Annotated in this window: 16 protein-coding genes; 11 read left to right on the top strand and 5 right to left on the bottom strand. The window is 46.5% G+C overall.

Annotated features, from left to right (window positions below; all coding sequences use genetic code 11):
- Positions 1 to 30 precede the first annotated feature (30 nt).
- The 3 genes from C161_RS29230 to C161_RS29220 all read left to right on the top strand — a co-directional run bounded on the left by C161_RS29230 (position 31) and on the right by C161_RS29220 (position 2,926).
- Positions 31 to 480 carry a hypothetical protein gene (locus C161_RS29230; RefSeq protein ID WP_036616266.1) on the top strand — a complete coding sequence of 150 codons (450 nt, stop codon included), beginning with the start codon at positions 31 to 33 and terminating at the stop codon, positions 478 to 480.
- Between the two features lie 181 nt (positions 481 to 661).
- Positions 662 to 1,906: a macrolide family glycosyltransferase gene (locus C161_RS29225; protein WP_036616269.1), complete on the top strand. Its 1,245-nt coding sequence runs from the start codon at positions 662 to 664 to the stop codon at positions 1,904 to 1,906.
- A gap of 165 nt (positions 1,907 to 2,071) precedes the next feature.
- Positions 2,072 to 2,926 carry an aldo/keto reductase gene (locus tag C161_RS29220; RefSeq protein ID WP_036616272.1) on the top strand — a complete coding sequence of 285 codons (855 nt, stop codon included), beginning with the start codon at positions 2,072 to 2,074 and terminating at the stop codon, positions 2,924 to 2,926.
- Positions 2,927 to 3,043: 117 nt separating this feature from the next.
- On the opposite strand, the gene C161_RS29215 is transcribed toward C161_RS29220, so the two are convergent.
- Positions 3,044 to 6,217 carry an alpha-mannosidase gene (locus C161_RS29215; RefSeq protein WP_051447420.1) on the bottom strand — a complete coding sequence of 1,058 codons (3,174 nt, stop codon included), beginning with the start codon at positions 6,215 to 6,217 and terminating at the stop codon, positions 3,044 to 3,046.
- A gap of 199 nt (positions 6,218 to 6,416) precedes the next feature.
- Here C161_RS29215 and C161_RS29210 point away from each other — a divergent pair, with 199 nt between their 5' ends.
- A complete protein-coding gene (locus C161_RS29210; RefSeq protein WP_036674716.1) occupies positions 6,417 to 7,340 on the top strand; it encodes an AraC family transcriptional regulator in 924 nt (307 codons plus the stop codon).
- 215 nt (positions 7,341 to 7,555) lie between these two features.
- On the opposite strand, the gene pdxA is transcribed toward C161_RS29210, so the two are convergent.
- From pdxA to C161_RS29190, 4 genes are all read right to left on the bottom strand, one after another.
- On the bottom strand, positions 7,556 to 8,557 hold the full coding sequence (pdxA, locus tag C161_RS29205; RefSeq protein ID WP_036674714.1) for a 4-hydroxythreonine-4-phosphate dehydrogenase PdxA: 1,002 nt from the start codon (positions 8,555 to 8,557) through the stop codon (positions 7,556 to 7,558).
- Positions 8,554 to 9,849 (bottom strand): four-carbon acid sugar kinase family protein, encoded by a 1,296-nt coding sequence (locus C161_RS29200; RefSeq protein ID WP_036616289.1) that lies wholly within the window; start codon positions 9,847 to 9,849, stop codon positions 8,554 to 8,556. Before C161_RS29200 ends, pdxA begins: the two co-directional genes overlap by 4 nt.
- Positions 9,850 to 9,944: 95 nt before the next feature.
- Complete coding sequence (locus C161_RS29195; RefSeq protein WP_036616292.1) at positions 9,945 to 10,931, bottom strand: 2-keto-3-deoxygluconate permease; 987 nt, start codon at positions 10,929 to 10,931, stop codon at positions 9,945 to 9,947.
- Positions 10,932 to 11,097: 166 nt separating this feature from the next.
- Complete coding sequence (locus C161_RS29190) at positions 11,098 to 12,780, bottom strand: sigma-54-dependent transcriptional regulator (RefSeq protein ID WP_036616294.1); 1,683 nt, start codon at positions 12,778 to 12,780, stop codon at positions 11,098 to 11,100.
- A 227-nt stretch (positions 12,781 to 13,007) separates the two neighbouring features.
- Between C161_RS29190 and C161_RS29185 the strand changes: the two genes are divergently transcribed.
- The 7 genes from C161_RS29185 to C161_RS29155 all read left to right on the top strand — a co-directional run bounded on the left by C161_RS29185 (position 13,008) and on the right by C161_RS29155 (position 18,722).
- Positions 13,008 to 13,226, top strand: a complete 219-nt coding sequence (locus C161_RS29185; protein WP_036616296.1) for a hypothetical protein — start codon at positions 13,008 to 13,010, stop codon at positions 13,224 to 13,226.
- 229 nt (positions 13,227 to 13,455) lie between these two features.
- Entirely contained in the window at positions 13,456 to 14,160 is a 705-nt protein-coding gene (locus C161_RS29180) for a PspA/IM30 family protein (protein WP_036616298.1), read from the top strand.
- Between the two features lie 36 nt (positions 14,161 to 14,196).
- Positions 14,197 to 15,228, top strand: a complete 1,032-nt coding sequence (locus tag C161_RS29175) for a hypothetical protein (protein ID WP_036616300.1) — start codon at positions 14,197 to 14,199, stop codon at positions 15,226 to 15,228.
- A complete protein-coding gene (locus C161_RS29170; protein WP_036674712.1) occupies positions 15,225 to 16,025 on the top strand; it encodes a TPM domain-containing protein in 801 nt (266 codons plus the stop codon). Before C161_RS29175 ends, C161_RS29170 begins: the two co-directional genes overlap by 4 nt.
- Positions 16,026 to 16,102: 77 nt before the next feature.
- Positions 16,103 to 17,146: an SPFH domain-containing protein gene (locus C161_RS29165; protein ID WP_036674710.1), complete on the top strand. Its 1,044-nt coding sequence runs from the start codon at positions 16,103 to 16,105 to the stop codon at positions 17,144 to 17,146.
- Positions 17,147 to 17,392: 246 nt separating this feature from the next.
- A complete protein-coding gene (locus C161_RS29160) occupies positions 17,393 to 17,623 on the top strand; it encodes a DUF896 domain-containing protein (RefSeq protein ID WP_036674708.1) in 231 nt (76 codons plus the stop codon).
- Positions 17,624 to 17,768: 145 nt separating this feature from the next.
- On the top strand, positions 17,769 to 18,722 hold the full coding sequence (locus tag C161_RS29155) for a ring-cleaving dioxygenase (protein ID WP_036674706.1): 954 nt from the start codon (positions 17,769 to 17,771) through the stop codon (positions 18,720 to 18,722).
- Positions 18,723 to 18,732 lie beyond the last annotated feature (10 nt).

Raw genomic sequence — 18,732 nt, 5'->3', positions numbered from 1 at the left:
ACTTTTCAAAAGAAATGGAGGGAGAATGAAATGAAGAAAACATTGTATTCTGCTATTATGATGACGCTTTTATCAGGATCGATTGTGGGTACGGCCTTGGCGGATAATTACGAGTCGAATGACACTTTGAGCAGCGCGTATAAAATCCCAACGCAAACGGTGGCCACTCCCTACGGTCCGGCTTACTGGGGTGGAAGTGCTTGGTCTTATCTATCTTCCCCGACAGATGTAGACTACTTTACATTCAGAGGGCATGGCAAATCTGTCGTGCTGGGTTCTCCTTCCGGTTATGATTACGATTTGTACGCCTATGACAGCGCTGGAAATTTGGTTGCTTCTTCTACGAATACGTCAGGAGCGGATACGGTTCTTGTCGACTACAATAATGTATATTTTAAAGTGGTAAGCAAAGATGGAAGATACAGCGATACCGATGCTTACAGCGTAACCTTTTATAAAAGGGATGTCTGGGTGCCGTGACCAGCTCGTGAGAGTAAAATAACGTTAGGTATCGTAGACTTTAATGCTTCCGTCTCATGAATAGGAACTCTACCGCCTCAATGAGGTAGTAGAGTTTTATTTATTCAAGCCAATGGTCTGGAAGAATGGGTTATCATTTCCCCACTTGAGTTCATTGGAAAATTTAATGGAGGTGAGTGTCGTGGCACGTGCATTAGTTGTGATGATTCCTGCAGAAGGCCATATCAATCCGTCGCTTGGATTAATCAAGGAACTGGTTGAGAACGGTGATGAAGTGGTCTACTGTTGTACCGAAAAATACCGGACGAAGATTGAAGCGATAGGCGCACAATTTAAAGCATACTCTTTCAACGAGGCAACTCTGCTCAATAACCCTGGAATGAAGCCATTCGAACTCAAGCATCCTTACCAATTTTTATATATGATATTGAATAAAGTGATTCAACGCTTTATACCAGATGTTCTGAATCTGATCGAACATGAAACCTACGATTATATCATTTTTGACTCCATAATAGGCTGGGGAGGACAAATTCTAGGTGAGAAGTTAGGTATACCAACGGTATGCTCAACCAGCACCTTTGTTTTTGTGGAGCCTCTTGGATCAGACAATCAACTGAATGATGATACGGAGGAGGTCAAGGAGCTATATAATAGCATCGTGGAAATGTCCCAGCAAATAGCTTCCCAGTTCGATGTGGCTGTACCTTCCCTGGCGGAACTTTCAGGGCATTCAGGACAACTGAAGATTATCTATACAAGTCGTTATTTTCAACCCATGGGGGACAAGCTGGACGACAGCTTTGTGTTCACCGGCCCATCCATTATCCCACGCAAGGATGCGCCAGCTTTTGCAAATGAATCTCTGCATGCTCTTTATAAGCAGGTCGTTTATATTTCGATGGGAACCATTTTAAATAAAGATCTTGATTTTTATAAGCTTTGCTTTACGGCCTTTCGTAATTTGCCTGTGCAGTTTATATTATCTTCTGGGAAGGATACCGATATAGAGCCCATTGCTGATCTCATTCCTGACAATTTCATCATAAGACCCTATGTCCCTCAACTGGAAGTGTTGCAGTGTGTAGATGCTTTTCTGACCCATGCAGGCATGAACAGTACCAGCGAAGCTTTGTATTACAATGTACCATTAATCATGCTTCCGTTAACATCGGATCAGCCGCGTGTAGCAGGCCGGGTACAGGAGTTGGGAGCAGGGGTCATCGTGGACAAAAATAACCTTACACCCGATGTGCTTAGAAACGCAGTATTAGAAGTGCTCGGTAATGCCTCCTACAAGGAGCATGCTGAGGTTATTGGGAAAACGTTACGCGATGCTGGCGGGTATAAGCAGGCTGCTATGGCTATTAAGAACTTTATAGGCAATCAGCCGTTATCGGCGACGCCCATCTCTTCGTTTGAATGAAAAGGAGAGCGTTCTTCATGAGAGCTAGAAGAGGAAGCCGTCACCCGACTAAAACGGAGTGGTGACTTCCAATTGATTCAAGCGCGTATGGAGGGGTAGATAAACGGAGAGGGGCATTATTTTTACCATATTGTTCGTATACCTTTTGCAAAGGAGAGTCTTCAGATGAATCATCAAATTCCGGAATATACATTGAACGATGGCTTGAAAGTGCCTGCAATTGGATTTGGTACCTATAGTTTAAAAGGTGAAGAAGGCGTTGAATCGATCGCGTCCGCAATGGATACGGGTTATCGATTAATTGATACGGCGTATAACTATGAGAATGAGGCAACGGTGGGCAGAGCAATCAAACAAAGCTCCATCGCCAGAGAAGAACTGCTCATTTCCTCGAAGCTGCCGGGGCGTTATCACGCTCATGATAAAGCACTTGTGGCGATCCAGGAATCCCTGTACAGAGCGGATCTGGATTATTACGACCTGTATCTGATTCACTGGCCCAATCCGAAAAAGGACATGTATGTCGAGGCATGGCAAGCACTGATCGAAGCCAAAAAACGTGGATATATACGATCCATTGGAGTCAGCAACTTCCTGCCTGAGCACAATGATCGGCTGATTAAGGAAACGGGGATAGCGCCGAGTCTGAATCAGATTGAGCTGCATCCGTTCTTTGACCAAGCCGATCAGCGGGAACAGGATAAAAAGCATGGCATCGTGAACGAATCCTGGAGTCCGATTGGACGTGGCAATGATGCCGTACAGGATATTCTGAAGGATGAGAACATTCTTCGGATTGCGGAAACGCATGGCAAAACGCCAACCCAGATCATTCTGCGCTGGCATGTTCAACTGGGTTCCATTCCCATTCCGAAAGCCGGCTCCTTGCAGCATCAACAGGAAAATATCGATATATTCGATTTTGAGTTGAGCACAGAAGAGATGCAGGTCATCTCTGCATTTAATCGTCCGGATGGACGTTTGTGGGATCAGGACCCAAGCGAGTACGAAGAATTTTAAAGAACGACAAATGAAGGGCTGCTCTCATGTCAGATATGACAGGAGGCAGCCCTTTATTGCTTTATTGTTGAAGCATATTAAGCAATGTTGCAGTTTTTCATGTTGCGTAATTTCTGTTTACTGTTCAGCAGGGATACGGAAGGTCAGAATCTCATACGGTTTGATATCAAAAGAAATTCGACCATTTTCCACGGCGCATTCCGCTTCGTTATTCTCGAGCAAATCACACGCGTACGCCGTAGCACCTGCTCCCTCAGGCAATTGCAGGGAAGCACGGCTGCGGCGGCCATGTGCTTCGTAGACTCGGATGATCATATCATCGTTGTTCTCGGCTTTTTTGATAACCTCCAGCACGACATTATCCTGATCGACCGATGCAATTGACCATGTTCCCGGCAACGTACCGGTTTGCGGACTTACTTCACGGGCAACCAGCGGACGGTTGAGATCATAAGCAGCTTGGATGACACGTCCTTCACGGAAGTCGCCCTGATGCGGATAGAGCGCGTAGGTGAATACGTGCTGCTCTTTGTCGGCATTTTCATTCGGGTACGTTGCGCTCTTGATCAGCGACAGTCGCATCACCGAGTTATGAATATCATATCCGTATTTGCAGTCGTTCAGCAGAGCAGCACCGTACCCGTTCTCCGCCAGATCGGCCCACTTCTGCCCGCATACTTCAAACCGGGCTTGATCCCAGCTCGTATTACGGTGGGTAGCACGCTCAACGTTGCCATACTGGATTTCGTAGACGGCCTTTTCACTCCAGATATCCAGCGGGAAAGCGGCTTTCAGCAGCAAATGCTCCTGCTTCCAGTCCACAAACGTACGGAAATCAATCCGGCGCGTATGCGCGTAGAAGATGATTGTCTGCTCAATGACCGAGTCCAGGAACTGTCGCTTCACTTGAAGCACGGAACGTACCGGCCCACTTTCAACCCACTCCAGCGACTGCAGGTCATTAATCTCCCACATATGCTGTTCATAATAATCGTCAATGTTCCATGCCTCGTATTCCGCAGGTCGATCCTCGAACACTTGCAGCACGTTACCACGCTTGCCAGACTGAAGCAGCTCACGGCCCTCCAGCTTGTCCCATACGGATGTGAACTCGGCACTTTCATTCAGGTGAATATTGTACCAAGGTGTATGGATGTGGCGCCGATCTGCTTCCCACTGTGCAACCGATACGCCCGCAACAAGCTCGTCTGTCAGATCTGGTGTGATTCGGAAGGATTTATACCCGGATGCAGGCACGTTCTCTGCAAGGAACACAAGTCCGCCTTCGGGAGTCCGCTGGCTTGGTACAGGGCGATCTCCATCATAGACGGTTACTTTTCTCGCAAAAGCAGGCAGTTCAACCACATCCGTCCGTACAAATCCGGTCGTGTTGAATACTACAATGGCTTCGCCATCAGATGTAATTTGGCTTGCAATGCCGTTCAGCGCACTGTCTTTCAGCTCATCCGTGACACGCAGAACTTCTTCATACTGCTCCTTGGAATCCACATATACCTGCTCAATGGAGCTGCCCGGGAGAATATCATGGAACTGGTTCAGCATCGTGAGCTTCCACGCATGCTCCAGTGCATCGGTTGGATAGGCCGCATGTGCATTCGCCTGACGATGAATCATGGCATATAGTTCGGCATCGGCCAGCGCAAATTCGCTATGACGGTTATACCGTTTGTTGCGCGCCATGGAAGTGTAGGTACCCCGGTGATACTCCAGATACAGCTCACCCGACCAGCGAGGAACGGAAGGAACATCAGCCAGATTTTGCTCCAGCTTCTCGAAAAACTCGCGTACAAAGGTGCGTTTCACCGCGGGTACACCCGGCAATCCGACATCGAGTCGTCTGCCATGCTCCAGCATCTCTTCGGTTGGTCCGCCGCCGCCATCTCCAAATCCGAAACATTGAAGCACATCTGCATTGATGTTTTTGTTCTGGTATCGCTGCCATGTACCTTTCACTTGCGAAGCATTAAATCGTCCATTATAGGTCGTTTCGAAGCGACGCTGCCTGAAATCAGGGTGTTTGTCATAGTCTGTTGCTGTGATAAAGTGGGTCAGGACCTCTGATCCGTCGATTCCTTTCCAGTACATCGTATCGTTTGGAATTTGGTTTGTATCATTCCAGGCAATTTTGGTTGTCATAAAATAATCAATGCCGCTCTTGCGCATAATCTGCGGCATCGCTGCACTATAACCAAATACATCCGGCAACCAGAGCACACGGTTCTCCACACCGAATTCTTCCTTGAAGAAACGTTTCCCGTATATAATCTGACGAATCATGGATTCACCCGAGATCAGGTTACAATCGGCTTCCAGCCACATTGAACCTTCCGCTTCCCAGCGGCCTTCGGCCACCTTTTCTTTGATTTTTTCATATAGGGACGGGTAGTCTGCTTTCAGGTATGCATACAGCTGGGGCTGAGAGGACATAAAGGTATACTCCGGGAACTTGTCCATCAGATACAATACACTCGCGAAGCTACGAATGACCTTCTCCCGAGTCTGATCCAGCGTCCACAGCCATGCCACATCGATATGCGTGTGTCCGATACAGTGCACGGTAGGGATGTGATCACCGGCAGGGCGGATATCACCATAGACATGATCTTGCAGATATCGGCGCGCTTCCAGTACCGACGCATGGAATTCTGCACTGTTTTCCTGACGCAAATCCAGCAAATTCACGGCTTTATTCAGATGTTCGACCAACTTCAGGCGCTCCAGATCATCCTCACGCAACAGATCCGCAGCATCCAGCGCAGCCTTGAGATCGTAATACAAATCGGAGACTTGCTGATGATGCTCGGCGATATATACATTTAGAAAAACATCCGCAGCAGACGTACTGCAATACGCATATAATGCCAGTTCGAATTCATCACCTTTTGCCGCAGCGGGTGTCAGGTCAATTTCCGTATGGTTCACGTCTAGACCGCAGATCAGTTCCCCATTGAGGAATGCTAAGAATTGCGGATTATCGTAATTCCAGATGTCATCAGCACCAGTAACGATGGTACATACGACCTTTTTTCCTTCCAGATGGTCCGGGATTCGAATGCGGGTTTTGAAGCAACTGTGTACATCTTTGCCACCCCAGCCATCACCCTTACGGAATACGTTCCAGGAGGAAGGGTCCTCATGCACCAGTTCCCAGGAGTGGTATCCACTTTCTTTATGATAAAGCTCAGGGATATATGTCTTTGAGGTTAGTCGTGCACGTTCCAAGTGTTTCACAATGGTATGGATTCGAGTATATAAGGAATTCATTTTCATGTTGGTTTCCCACCTTGGTTTGTAGTAAGTACAGGCTGTAGTCGTTGTTGGGGCGAAAATACTGCAAGCGCTAACATATCAACTCTATCATAACAAAAGAGAAATGGGCGAAACTACGTATTGTATGCTGAAAATAACGTCTTTTTATTGCATTTCATGCTAAAATAAAATCATTAGAATCAGGATAGGGGGCATGTCCATGACACCATCGGTTTTGGCATACGAGCAAGGATATGCGATCCATGTGAACCAGCCTGGAGATTCACTTTTTTATCATCTGGATTATGACGAGCGCTCCCATGAACTGAATATGGAATTTCAGCATTTCCATGATTTCTATGAAATCTGTATTCTTCTGGATCGAACAGCTGCGCACATCATTGAAGGCAGTTTATATGAGATCCAGCCTCTGGATATCGTTCTGCTGCGGCCTTCATTGCTGCATAAAACGCAATATCCGAAGGGTGCCCCGCCGAAACGATTGATGATCACCTTTGCCATGCCACGTAATACACCTGGTCTTGAGAGCGGTTACACAGAGCTGTTTTCGATTTTTAATAAACCGGTCCCGATATTCCGATTTACAGAAGAAAGACGCAAGGAAGTCCTCGCGCCGATCAATGATATTTTTGCTATATCGCAGCAGTCTTCTGTCCTTCAATCGGTTATGATTCATAGCAAGTTCGTGGAGTTTCTCTGTGCTCTTCATCGTTACTCACCAGAGAACGGGTATGTGCGTGAAGAGACTGGATCAACGATGTCCAGGCGCATGTATGCCATTGCCTCTTATATTCACAGCCATTATCAGCAGGATTTATCTTTGGACGAGGTATCCAAGCGTTTTTATGTAAGTGCCCATCACTTGTCTCGCCAATTCAATAAGGTTACCGGCTTCACCTTCACGGAGTATGTGCAGATGACCCGTATTCGGAATGCCCAGCAAATGCTGCTGAATTCGAGTGAGAAAATCACAGATATTGCTGCACAGTGTGGCTTCGCCAGCTTCTCTCAATTCAATCGAATTTTCAATAAACTGAATGGCATGTCACCGAGCGCATATCGCCGTAGCAGACATTCACAGAGTGAGCGTGAACTGATATCTTTGGGTAGTCCTGAGCGCTGATTGAAGACAGAGATAATCTGGGGATGTCAGTGGAGATGTGTTGCATAAATCGCGACAGCCAAGAATGTATAGAGGACTAATAAAAAAGGCAAACCCTCTAAGTTACAAAGGGAATGCCTTTTTCTGTTTCCTTCTATATAAAGATACGTCTACCTGGAGATGGTCCTCCTGACCAGACTCACTCTCTCAATCATGTTCCCGTATGACGGCTATTCTTAAACGTGATCCTTCGGCGCCAGCTCAATAGCGGAGCGGATGGCAGCCAGCATGCTTTTATCATCTGCGATATTTTTGCCAGCGATATCAAAGGCCGTACCGTGGTCAACAGACGTACGGATGATACCGCCTTTCAGACCAACGGTGATGTTCACGCCTTCCTCAATGCCCATTACTTTGATCGGCGCATGGCCTTGGTCGTGGTAGCAAGCTACGACGATATCGAAGTCGCCGCGACCAGCGCGGAAGAAGAGTGTGTCCGCCGGGAGTGGACCAACGACGTTAATGCCTTCCTTCTGTGCACGCTCAATGCCGGGCTGAAGCTTCTCTTCTTCTTCTCCATTACCGAACAAGCCGTTCTCTCCAGCATGAGGATTGATTCCGCATACGGCAACGCGCGGATTCTCAAAGCCTGCTTTTTTCAACGTATCATGAGCAAGCTTCACGACGGTGTAGGTTCTTTCCGGGTTAATACTTGCAATGGCATCGATCAGACCCATGTGTGTTGTCAGGTGAATAACGCGCAGATTAGGCGTGGTCAGCATCATCGAGAAGTCCTGTGTATCGGTCAGGTCAGCCAGAATCTCGGTGTGCCCCGGATACAGGTGCCCCCCTTGATGGAGAGCTTCTTTATTCAAAGGTGCGGTGCAGATGGAGTGAATCTGCTGTTTTTTGGCAAGATCAATGGCTTTGGCGAGAAACTGGAATGCTGCATCTCCAGCCACGGCAGATACTTTACCATATTCCAGATCCGCAGGAACGAGGTTCAGATCAATCACATCCACTGTACCGAATTCATACTTGGCTTCAGAAGGCTCTTGAATCGCGTTAACGTTCAGACTTGAACCGATGACTGGCAACACACGCTCCAGAATCTTTGCATCACCGATAACGAGTGGATTGCACTGATCGTACATTTCTTGATGACCCAGTGCTTTCATAATAATCTCCGGTCCAATACCTGCTGCGTCGCCCATCGTAATTCCAATTGTAGGTTTCATACGAGAATACCCCCTTTTAATTTTTGAATCGCATGGATAAAGACATCCGGTTTGCCGAATCCGCCTGCTTTGGTAATCACATGCAGATCATCAATCCCGATAAACTTGGAGATCGGCACGCCGATTTCAAGCTCATCCAGCAGCTCGAAGCCGCTAATATTCCATTTCAGACAGATTTGTTTTGCTGTATCGCCACCGGTCATGGATACCCCTTTGAACAATCCCTCTTCCAGCAGTTTGGCACAGATCTCACCCATCGCAAGTACAATCTCGTTGCTGACTTCCGTGTGATTGAGACCACGAATTTCGCCCGTTGCTCGTGCCAGTTCGATATCCACCTGTTCAGCGGTGGAGTAGAGGACAACATCTTGTCCTTCCAGCGCTTTGTCTCGAACCTCGTTATATACACGTTCCATCTCTTCCGCGCGGTCTGCGGTTGCGGATACCGCTTTGAAAGAATGGAAGGAGACTGAAGCTACGCGGGACTTGCGCATCAAGCGATGCAGCTGCTCTCGGGAGTTTTTGTTCACGCTGCCAACCACCGTTAGGATTGGACCGGGATTCTCCGGGATATCAAGTGACGAAGCCCTGGATTCCAACTCGTAATGTGCGGGGAGGTAATTGGCAATGCCCGCCGAACCTGCCCAAGTAAAGGTATACTCCAACTCGCGAGTCATCTGCAGAATCAGTTCCAGATGTCTTTCTTCGGTGGAGTCCACCATTACATACGGGATATTCTTTGTTTTCAACTGCTCTAGCTTGGTGCGAATATGATTCTGCCCGGCTTCCAGATCGGCGACGGTGATCTCGCCAACTTCGTACTTGGTCTGTTGTTTCAACAAGTCCGGAAGGTAGGAAATCGTTACAGGTGTCTTCGGATCATGGGCAATTTCAGTATCTGCCAGCGGAACGCCGTTCAGGTAATGAATTCCTTCCAATATCGTCCGGTTATTTTTTGGATAACCTGGGGCAATCATCATAAAGTCCGGCTTTACGACATCATATACAGCATCAATCTCGATACCGATATTACCGCGCATGGTGGAGTCCATTTTTTTGAAAATCGTCTCAAATCCGTTGTTCTTCAGCAATTCAGCAGCCCGATATACACGGTCATACGCTTCCTGCGAGGATATGGAACGACTATCTGTATCAAAGACGACGGCATCGTAACGTGTAAGAGGGCCTTCATCCATATTAAAAAGAACACTGGTCTTCAAGCCGTGACGGGCAAGCTGCACCCCGCTGTCATTGGCACCGGTCAAATCATCTGCAATAATGGCTAATTTCATGCAGTCATCCCTCCTTGTAAGCACAATTTAATAAAAAGTCCGTTCAGATCATCCATTAAGCACAGATTAAGCAAATTAAATCAGGTGATACCCATTTATGTGGTTGGTCGTTGATTGTATTTCTCGACTCCACCTGATTTCTCTAATCGTTTGGAGAGGAACCCGATGAAGATCGGCAACAGGATGGCTGTTGTTACAACGCTCGCTGCAATTTGCACCGTAGCAATCTCGGCAATTGGGCCAAATGAAGCATTAGCAGCCACGATGGCAGCAGGTGTACCTACGGCATTCCCGGCAGTTGAACCTTCGGAAGCACCAACGATAGGGTTCCAGCCGATGGCTTTAAAGAGCAGGAAACCGATTCCCCCCGTTAATAACACGGTTAACACACCCAGTAAAATTCCGCTAAGACCACCTTGAATGATGGAGGAGAAGCTAATGTTCATACCCAGAGCAAATGCAAAGAACGGAACAAGTTTGTCACTGCCTTTATGCAGCCATTCCGCCAGATTGCGGTCCAGATTACCAATAATGACACCAACGATGAGTGGAAGCAATACCGCAACAAAGGCCATAGGGGAAAACATACCGTTTGCAAAACCCATCGCACCAAAGATGGAGAGCGCTACCATGGTCAGGAAAGGACCATCACTGAGAGCGAGGAAAGGGTAGGCTGCTTTGTCATCTTCTTTCCCGTATTGGCCGGCGAGAGCAATGTACAAACCGCCATTAGAGTTAGTCATCGCAGCAATAATGGCAAGCGGGGCCAGACCGAGAAATAACCCGTTTGAATCCGCGAACAAAATAGCGATAAAACCAAGGGCTGCACCAATCACCCATTTGAACGTAAGCAAGGTCAAACCTTTGCCGACAGAGGAACCTGCTGTTTTAAACGTAATCTGTGTACCCGCAATGAACAGGAATAGGGCAATCAACGTACTGGCACTGTTAACAAAAAGTGCTTCCGTGAATCCGCCAATGCGCAGGGCATTCGGGAAGAATGTATTAATGGTTGCACCAAGTAACAGGGGAACGACCATCATACCGCCAGGGATGCGATCTAAAGTTGCTTTAATGTTCATAGTAGTAGCTCCTTATGAAGTAATCGTTTTTATGAAGCGCTTGCAGGGATTATATTATCCCATATCGTTTAATATAGCAACAATAAATTATTGTAAATTTTAAATACGCTGTTAACTGTTTAAAAATGCAACACATAAAAGCGATAAAAAAGACGCAAACTTAAAGTTAATCTTTAAGTTTACGCCATAATGTGGCCCGGTTAATCCCCAGACGCTCTGCGGCCTTTGATTGATTGTTATTTTCCTCCTGAAGCACGAACTGAATAACTTCTTTCTCAATCTCCTTCAGCGTACCGTTCAACTTCATTGGGCTTGAAGAAGGTTGCTGATCCAGCAAGCGGGACAAGGTAGCCGTGGTGATTACATAATCTTGTTCGTTGAGTGCAGCCTGCTTGATCAGATGTTTCAGCTGGTTGACATTCATATGTGTGATCTGATCTTGGATCAGCTGTAGAGCATCTTCTTTGATTCTCACCGCAGTAGTTCCGTATTTGTGGTAGTAATCCGTCAGGAAATGCTGCATCAGTGGAGCCAGATCCTCCGGTCTATCCGCAAGATTTGGCATCATGATTGTATTAAGCTCCAGATCAAGTGACCACTGCGGGTTCAATATCTGTTCCCCGAGTATAAACACACCTATTTGGTTTTGAAGGCAACTCTGGATAAAGGCGAGCAACTCCGGATCTTCCATACGTGTTTCCATGTGGTTAATCTCTACATTTCTAACCTTGGCGAGTGGTATCTTGTGCAAATGACCGGGCGGAACTTGTGAGAGATCCATCTGTAATAAGAGTCCGCCACCGGAGTACATCTGATGAATATGTTTGACCAGAAAAGATTTACCGGAATCCGCTTCACCCCGCAGATAGATCGGTTCATGATTCTCGTAGAGTGCCCGAATGTTCTGTAATACCGCCTGCATGGCAGGGGATTCGGCAACGATAGGCTCCATCGATGCGTCCGTAAACGTTGTGATGCCGAATTGTGCAAAGGCATAGGGTTGTCCTTTTTCCAGCATATATACCTTGTAGTTCTTGTTGTCCAAGGTCGTTTCATAGGCGTTAACCGTAAGTTGATAATCGTCCACCATAAACACATTTTGGATCTGGGATTGATGGAATTCCAGACTGGTATTGGTCAGATATATGTGATTATCGGTCAGCGGATTTTGCTCAAAATCGGTCAGGTTCTCAAATACAACCTCATTCCGTTCATTTAAAATAACTAAATTGGGATGTTCCCGTGTAACCAGGTCATTCAGGATGATCGATATCGCATGATTTTTGCTCAAATAACGATAGACCAACTGCGCATCCTCCATCGCTCTAAGGATGGATTCCTGGCCGGATTGGATCAACAATCCCTCCAGACCATAAGTCTTCGCGGTGTTGACGGTGATCACATCTCCGACAATCTGTCGGTACCCGGAAGCTTTCAACTCCAAGAGTAATCGTGCCACATCTTCCGAGCTATGTATGGTATAGACCTTGAGGGGCAGATCCATCAGATCAATAATCGATTGTGCACCAGAGGTGATGTTGGAGAAGCCAACAATAGCTGTTTGGCCGTTAAACTGGCTTGCTAGTGTAAGTGAACGAATCATATCATAGCCCGATAACTGCACATCAATGACGGGAATGGTCACTGCTTTTTTAATGAGTTGGGCGGTTCCGCCGCGGCTGATGATAATCTCTGCACCGTTTTTCTCAGCTTGAGTTGCTAATTCCACACCGTTTGCCAAGTCGCCCACGTCCGTCTGAATGGTTAACTGGGGAAAGCGAGGAATGCACTCTTGTATAATAGGAATCATCGATTCGTAGGGAGCAATAAAGTGAACTCGTGTACGCATAATTTTCCTGCCTTTATAGAAAACTTTGATCCCCTTATTATAGCCAACTTGCGAAGGAATGGCACCTATGGGGGAACCAGCCCTGTTGTGTCTGCAAAATACCTGTGTTTATGCCTTCATAACTCTCCGAGTGGAATGTGATGAAATGCACTGAATCGAATCGTTATGTATTTCAAAATTAATGCATAATTGCACACGCTAAGTATAGAGAAATGAGGAGATTCTAAATGGGAGAGATTCATAAAGTTGCTGAGCCGGATCACATCATTAAGGATGTTGTCGGAAAGTTCCCGTGCAGGGTGCTGTGGAGTGAAGGCCGCCCATGTCTGGAGTATCAAAGGGAAGAGAATGTGGCGTTAATCACAAAATACGTCCATAAAACGTATAACGTTGAGCTGTTGGATGTGTTTTTCACAGCGGTGGAGAGCCTTCCAGTTGAGCCATAGATTAGCAGGGAATTGTGGATTGCGGGCAAAGGGTTTAGTACTTACGTTTTTGTGTGTTTATACAAGGTCATAAGGCGACACTATAGGTGTTCGTCTTTTCTTTTATTACTCCATCATTACCCGAGTTTGGATCGTAGTAACTCCACTTGCCATCGTGAAATGTGAAACGTATGTGGGCGTATTCATGTATTATAGTATACATATGAACTTTTCGGAGGAGGAACAAGTAATGGGAATCTTATCGAGGTTTAGAGACGTGATGAAGGCCAATGTGAACCACATGTTGTCTCGGGCGGAAGACCCGGAGAAAAGTGTGAATGAATATATGCGCAGCCTGAGCAGTGATCTGGGTCAGGTGAAGGCTGAAACGGCAGCGGTGCTGTCGGATGAGAGCCGGGCGAAGCGAGCATTGGATGAGTGCAGCGCCGAGGTCAACAAGTTACAGCGGTATGCGGAAAAATCGGCGGAGTCGGGAGACGAAGACAAGGCACGTGGTTTTCTGGAGAAGAAAGTGAAGTTGGCTGACAAATTGAACGAATTACAGGCTGCCTATGAACGTGCTTCAGCCAAAGCCAAGATGATGAAACATATGAATGATAAACTCGTTGCAGATCTGGGGAAATTGGAGGCGCGGCATGCAGAACTGAAAGGTCGCATGGCAGATGCAAAGGGGCAGCAACAGGTCAACGAACGGAATGCATCTGCGGGCAGAGCTGATGCTACATTGAAGGCCATGGAAGACAAGGCGAACCAGGCGCTGAACGAAGCAGAGGCTTTGGCAGAACTTCGTGCTGGGGCACAGGAAGATGATTTGGACGAATTAATTGCCCAGTTGGAGAGGGACATGAACGCAGATGCGGGTAATAATGAGAGTGCGTCGCCAAGTGCAGAGGAAGAACTCGCAGCGATTCAGGAAAAGCTGAAGAATAAGTAATACGTTACACCATTTCGTTAACATTGAGGTGAGCAGATGCCGGTTATTGAATATAAATGTCCAAACTGCGGCAGTGGTATGATCTTTGACAGTGTGTCAGGTGCATTATCCTGTCCCAGCTGCGGCCGCCAGGACAACATAGAGCAGATCCCCGATCCCTTGAAGAGACAAGTATTCACCGAAAATGAGGTCAAGGAATACCACTGTAACAGCTGCGGAGCTGACATTGTGACAGAACCGGAGACCAGTGCGACGACCTGCAGTTTCTGCGGTGCAGCGGTTGTACTCAGTGATCGGCTGACGGGCAATCTGGCCCCTGCGATGGTGATTCCCTTTTCGATCAACAAGGATCAAGCCAAGCAGGCTTTCAAAAAGTGGTGCAAAAACGGCCTTTTAACGCCAAGTGGCTTCATGTCCGCCGATCGGATTCAGAGCATTACCGGCATGTACGTTCCGTTCTGGTTGTACGAGTTACATAACAAAATCGAAGTGCATGGTCGTGGCACCAAGGTCAGATCCTACACCCAGGGCGACTACCATTACACGGAAACACAGCATTTCGATATATACCGCCGGATTCGGCTGAATTACGTGAACCTGCCCATCGATGCATCGGAGAAAATGAAAGATGAACTGATGGATAAGCTTGAGCCTTTTCCATATAATCAGCTGAAATTGTTCAAGACCCCGTATCTGGCGGGGTACATTGCGGAAAAATACAGTTATACGGACGAGGAACTTTTCCCACGGGCCAAGGATAAAACGAGATCGTACATTGATTCTTATATTGCCTCAACTGTATCCGGATATACCAGCGTGAGCTACACGGACAAACAGATTGATACTACGCTCAAAAATGCGGACTATGTGCTGCTCCCAGTGTGGATGGTCAACTATGACTACAATCGGGCACAGTATACCTTTGCCATGAATGGTCAGACAGGTAAAGTGGTCGGCAAACCGCCGATCAGCAAAGCCAAAGTGGCCGGCTGGTTCGCAGGAGTCTCTGCGGTCTCGTTACTGTCACTGAAGCTGGTTTCTTGGATGATGGGAGGTGGATTCTTATGAGAAAAAGAACCCCTCTGGCCGTGATGGCTACGCTCATTTTACTTATGATAACCCTTGTCGCTCCGTTGATTCCCATGTCATCGGCATCCGCAGCGGAGAGCAAAAATCTCATCTACGATGAGGCCAACCTGCTGAGTGAGCAGGAGATAAGTGAATTGAATCTGCTTGCGAATCAGTATGGCGCGGAACGGCAGACGGACTTTGTAATCTATACCTCCAATAATGAGGAGCATAAAAGTGAAAAACTGCTTACCGAAGACTTTTATGACGATCAGGGATTTGGTTACGATAAAACGCATGGAAACGCAGTTATTCTTACAATAGACATGTACAATCGGAAGATGTATCTGGCTGGTTTTTACAAAGGGGAAGAGTACATCGATAATGGCAGAGCCGATAAAATTACGGCCAAAATTGCCCCAGATGTATCGGATGGAAATTATAGATTGGCTTTTGAAAAATATCTGGAGCTCTCCTACGAATATATGGATCTTAAGCCCGGGGTAAACCCGGATAATATCCTCTTTAAGACGTGGTTTCAACTTGCTGTATCCGTGGCAATCGGAGGAATTGTAGTTGGTATAATGACCCATCGTTCTGGCGGGCGAGTTACTGTAAATCGTGCAACGTATGAGGATTCCAGTAATTCCAGTGTAATTGATCGTCAGGATCGGTACATTCGTACAACTGTCACCAAACGGAAGATTGAGAAGAACAATAATAACGGTGGCGGAGGCGGCGGTGGAGGAACTACCCGAGGTGGCCATTCCCATAGCGGTAGCAGCCGATCTTTCTAGCATCACGGACACTCGCAATAACTTAACGCAGGCATGATGACACACAATGCTTACTAATAGAAGGGATGGAAACGAATATGGGATTTTTCAGAAATCAATTTTCGAATGTGGTGGAATGGGAAGAGTTTAGAGATGACATGATATTTTGGAAGTGGAGCAACCGGGAGATCAAGAAGGGGAGTAAACTGATCATCCGTTCCGGTCAGGACGCCATTTTCCTAAATAACGGTAAAGTGGAAGGAATTTTCGAGGACGAAGGATCATTTAATATCGATTCCGAGATCATTCCATTCCTTTCTACATTAAAAGGGTTCAAATTCGGATTCAACAGTGGCATGCGGGTCGAAGTCTTGTTTGTAAATACAAAAGAGTTCACCGTGCGCTGGGGCACGCAAAGTCCGGTGTTGATTCCAACACCACAGCTCCCGGGCGGGATGCCAATTCGGGCTAACGGAACATTTAATTTCAAAGTAAGTGACTACGTGACCCTGATTGATAAGATTGCAGGCATCAAGCAGAGTTATCTGGTGGAGGATGTCAAAATCCGAATAACTTCCGTGCTGGATCAGCTTCTAATGAAGTGGATTAGCCGTGAAGGGAAGGATATGTTCAACCTGCAGGCCAACGCATCGGATATTGCCAAAGGGATTCAGGAAGATCTTGATATGCAGATGATGGATATCGGCATTGGGATTACCGGTTTCCAAGTGATGAGCTTCAATTATCCGAAAGAGATTCAGGATATGATTACAAAGACCGCTTCGCATGAGATGATTGGTAATCTGCAAAAGTATCAACAGGTGAGTATGACAGACGGCATCTCATCCGGTAAAGTACAGGGCGGCGGCGCGGCCTCAGATATGGCTGGCATGATGATGGGTATGAACATGGCCAATGAAATGATGAAAAACATGAACCAGAATCAAGGCCAAAACCAGAACAATAATTCCAATTCGTCTCAGAATCAAAATAACGACCAGAAACCAGCGGGAAATAGCAACGGTGATTCAGGTAACTCTTCATCTACAGAAGGCAACAAGAAGCCAAACTTCTGCCCGAACTGTGGAGCCAAAAATGAAGGAGCCAACTTCTGTCCAAATTGTGGTCAAAAGCTGGGCTAATCAAATAAATACATGTAGGGCTAGGTTCGTAGTAAGTGAAATTACTGCGGAGCTAGCCCTTTTTGGTATGGGTACATAGTTAAAGCAACATGGCGTAGAGCAGAGGAACGAGTGCAGTTATTTAATTTTGATAAAAGAGTTGACAACTGCTCACAAATCATTTATCTTTAACTTAAGATATTTAATTTAAATATAAATAGCAACCCAAATAAATATCTTTAATCCATTACACAAGGAGAGATCAAGATGATTATCCCAACATTGACCAGAATAAATGAACTTTCAAGAAAAGCCAAAGAGGGCGGATTGACGGAGATGGAGAAAGAGGAACAGGTTCGTCTTCGCCAGGAATATCTGCAAACTTTTCGCGGTTCGGTCAACGACATTCTGCTGAATGCAACCATCTATGATCCAAACGGCGATGACGTGACTCCTGATAAATTGAAACAAGAACAGGCCAATCAAAATAACGACTAGAATACAATTCGCTAGACCATATATCTTAATTTAAAGATAATACAAACTTACTATAAATCAATTATCTAACTCATTTAACTAACTCAAATATGTACAACACCTACTCAATTCAAAACATGCTTACCAAACCAAGGAGGAAATAATCATGACTATTCAAACAGCAGGTATTCACCATATTACAGCTTTCGCAGGAGATCCACAGGCCAACGTTGATTTTTATGCCGGAGTTCTGGGACTTCGTCTGGTGAAAAAAACAATCAACTTCGATGCACCTGATGTATATCATCTGTATTTTGGCGATGAGCACGGAAGCCCAGGTACCATCATTACCTTCTTCCCATCCGCTGGATCACCACGGGGGAAAATTGGTGGAGGTCAGGTCGGCATCACTTCCTATGTCATTCCTCCTGGGTCGATTGGCTTCTGGCAGAATCGGCTGGAACAGTATAACATTGAGGTAACCAAAACAAGTCGCTTCAATGAAGACCTGCTTCAATTCGAAGATGGCGAAGGCCTGCGGCTTGAGCTTGTTGAACGGGAAGAGGGAGCAACCAGCACTTGGGCACACGAAGGCATTCCAACAGATAAAGCAATCAAAGGCTTTGGTGGTGCTGTCCTGTTCAGTGTTAACCCGCAAAGAACGATGGATGCTCTTGAGAAAATTTTGGGATTTGTCAGAGTGAGTGAAAATGAAGAGTATGCTCGTTTCCGGTCCAGCGGGGATATCGGTAATGTCGTAGATGTTCCAGTGACCCGTATGGCTCTGGGTATGGGCGGCGCAGGAACCGTGCACCATATTGCATGGCGCGCCAAAGACGATGAGGAGCATGCACAGTGGAGTGAAGCTGTACGTGATTATGGGTACCAACCAACTCCAGTTCGGGATCGTCAGTACTTTAACGCAATCTACTTCAGAGAAGCTGGCGGCATTCTGTTTGAAATTGCTACAGATCCTCCGGGCTTTGCCAAAGATGAACCTGCTGATTCGCTTGGACAAAAATTGATGCTGCCAGAGTGGTTTGAGAAATACCGCCCTCAAATTGAGGACAATCTGCAACCAATCGTGGTAAGAACGCTCGTACCTGCTACAGTACAATGAAGTAAGGTAG

Origin of the sequence: Paenibacillus sp. FSL R5-192 (assembly GCF_000517845.1) — a bacterium.
GTDB lineage: Bacteria > Bacillota > Bacilli > Paenibacillales > Paenibacillaceae > Paenibacillus > Paenibacillus amylolyticus.
The sequence above is the reverse complement of the archived record's forward strand: the minus strand, read 5'-3'. Positions and strand labels throughout refer to the sequence as shown.